The organism is Streptomyces sp. NPDC058985 (assembly GCF_042740985.1).
GTDB lineage: Bacteria > Actinomycetota > Actinomycetes > Streptomycetales > Streptomycetaceae > Streptomyces.
This window is the reverse complement of sequence record NZ_JBHYJX010000052.1, coordinates 1-2,362: the sequence shown is the minus strand read 5'-3', so window position 1 is coordinate 2,362 and position 2,362 is coordinate 1. Positions and strand designations below refer to the sequence as shown.

Annotated in this window: 2 protein-coding genes and 1 pseudogene; 2 read left to right on the top strand and 1 reads right to left on the bottom strand. The window is 75.7% G+C overall.

Features of this window, described 5'->3' with window-relative positions; genetic code table 11:
• Positions 1-460 (bottom strand): annotated as a pseudogene (locus ACFW01_RS32445) (hypothetical protein); the annotation flags it as partial.
• A 267-nt stretch (positions 461-727) separates the two neighbouring features.
• On the opposite strand from ACFW01_RS32445, the gene ACFW01_RS32440 reads away from it, so the two are divergent.
• Both ACFW01_RS32440 and ACFW01_RS32435 read left to right on the top strand, forming a co-directional pair.
• On the top strand, positions 728-1,711 hold the full coding sequence (locus ACFW01_RS32440) for a TrmB family transcriptional regulator (protein WP_234960947.1): 984 nt from the start codon (positions 728-730) through the stop codon (positions 1,709-1,711).
• Between the two features lie 74 nt (positions 1,712-1,785).
• Positions 1,786-2,271, top strand: coding sequence for a DUF456 domain-containing protein (locus ACFW01_RS32435; protein WP_234960946.1), 486 nt, complete (start codon positions 1,786-1,788; stop codon positions 2,269-2,271).
• The last annotated feature ends 91 nt before the right edge of the window (positions 2,272-2,362 follow it).

Below are 2,362 nucleotides of genomic sequence, written 5' to 3'. Positions count from 1 at the left end.
CCGATCGTGGTGGGGCCGGGAGCCGCGAATCCCCCGGGGGCCGTGGGGGGCGTGAGGTGTCCGGGGAGGGGGCGGGTCCTGGGCCGTCCGCGGGCTGTGCGCCGTCTCGGGGCGCGGCCGGGTGCGAGCCGTCCGTCGGCTGTGCGGCGGCCGGCGGTGGCGCTGGGGAGCGCGGGTGGTCCGGGCGCGGGGGCGCCGGGCTCCCGGCGGGTGGGGGCGGGACGTCCGACGGGGCGGCCGGTGTCGCGGGTGGAGGCTCCCGGCGGGAGCCGGCCCGGGGGCCGGGGACGGCGGGCGGACCGTTGCCCGAGCCGTCCGTCACCGTGCCGGACGCCGAGGCGAAGCGGTCGTCCACGGAATCCGGTGCGGCCGTGGGGCCGGTGTCGTCGGTGGAGTCGTCGTACAGCTGCCCCCACCAGTCGTCCTCAGGACCGGTGGGCCTTCCCCCCTGCTGACTCATGCTCCTGATTGTCCACCGAAGGAGCGGGATGGAAACGGGGCATCGGGAAATTCCGGCGGACCGGCACGCGCCGGGCGGCGTGTCGCGGGACGGCTGGCACAGGCTTGCGAGTGAAGCGGCCGAGCGGTCCCACCCCCCACGGGAGAACCGCCCGGCGTCGCCACCTTGGCAGAGTGACCGGCGGTACGGCGATGATGTGCCAAGGCGGGTTTGCGCCGTGGCCGTTTTCCGCCACGGACGCTGGTTCTCGGGGAGGGACGACGGCTGATGCTGGGAGCGCTGGGGCTGGAGGACACGCACGAGTCGGCGTACCGGGCGCTGGTGTCCCTGGGCGCCGCCGACGTGCCCGACCTGGCCAGGCGGCTGGCGCTGGGTGAGCGGGACACCGAGCGCGCGCTGCGCAGGCTGGAGCAGAACGGTCTTGCGGCCCAGTCCTCGGGCCGCCCCGGCCGCTGGGTCGCCGCGCCGCCGGGCGTGGCGCTGGGCGCCCTGCTCACCCAGCAGCGGCACGAACTGGAGAAGGCGGAACTGGCGGCGGCGCTGCTGGCCGAGGAGTACCGGGCGGCGGCGGCCGAGCCCGCGGTGCACGACCTGGTGGAGGTGGTGACCGGCGGCGCGGCGGTCGCCCAGCGCTTCCTCCAGCTCCAGCTGGGCGCGACCGAGGAGGTGTGCGCGCTGGTCACCGGCAGCCCGGTCGCCGTCACCGGCATGGAGAACGACGCGGAGGAGCAGGCCACCGGCCGCGGTGTCCGCTACCGGGTGGTGGTCGAGCGGTCGGTGCTGGACCAGCCGACCGGCATCGTCGAGCTGAGCGCCGCGCTGGGCCGGGACGAGCAGGTGAGGGTGGTGGACCGGGTGCCGACCAAGCTGGTGGTCGCCGACCGGGCGCTCGCCCTGGTGCCGCTCACCGCGCGCTCCTCGGAGCCCGCCGCGCTGGTGGTGCACGCCAGTGGGCTCCTGGAGCTGCTGTCGGGGCTGTTCGAGGCGGTGTGGCGGGAGGCGCTGCCGCTGCGTCTGGGTTCAGCCGGTGTGACCGAGCACGGCCCGGAAGGCCCCGACGGCACCGATCTGGAGATCCTCTCCCTGCTGCTGGCGGGGCTGACCGACGCCAGCGTCGCCAAGCAGCTCGACCTGGGCCTGCGGACCGTGCAGCGCCGGGTGAAGCGCCTGATGGAACTGACCGGGGTCACGACCCGGCTCCAGCTGGGCTGGCACGCGTACGAGAGGGGCTGGGTCGCCAGGAAGGGCTGACCCCCCGACCGCGCACGCCCCCGCCCCCGCGCCGGACATCTGCGGACCGGGCCGGACTCCTGCACCCTGGACAGATGGGAGCGTGGGACCTCCTGCTGACCGGCCTGGTCATTCTGCTCGGGCTGTGCGGCGTCCTGTTTCCCGGCGTGCCCGGGTCGTGGCTGGTGTGGGCCGGGGTCCTGTGGTGGGCGCTGAAGGATCCGCAACCGCTCGCGTGGGCCGTGCTCGTCGGCGCCACCGTCGTCCTGCTGCTGGCCCGGGCGGTGCGCTGGGCGCTGCCGACCCGCAGGCGCCGCCGGGACGAGGCGATGCGCCGGCTCACCGCGTACGGCGGCGCGGGCGCGGCCATCGGCTTCGTCCTGGTCCCGGTGCTCGGCGCGATCCCCGGCTTCATGGGCGGCATCTACCTCGCCGAGCGGCTGCGGCTCGGCCGGCACGGCGAGGCGAAGGCGGCGCTGCGGACGGCGATGCGCTCGGGCGGCGCCGACGTGCTCACGGAGCTGTTCGCCTGCCTGCTGATCACGGGGGCGTGGGTGGGTGCGGTACTCGCCGGCGGCTAGGGCCTGTCTGACAATTCCCGTCTGCCTCGCGACGCCATGCACGCTCCCCCACTGCCTTGAGGGCGTGGGAGGTACCCCCACTCGCCGCACC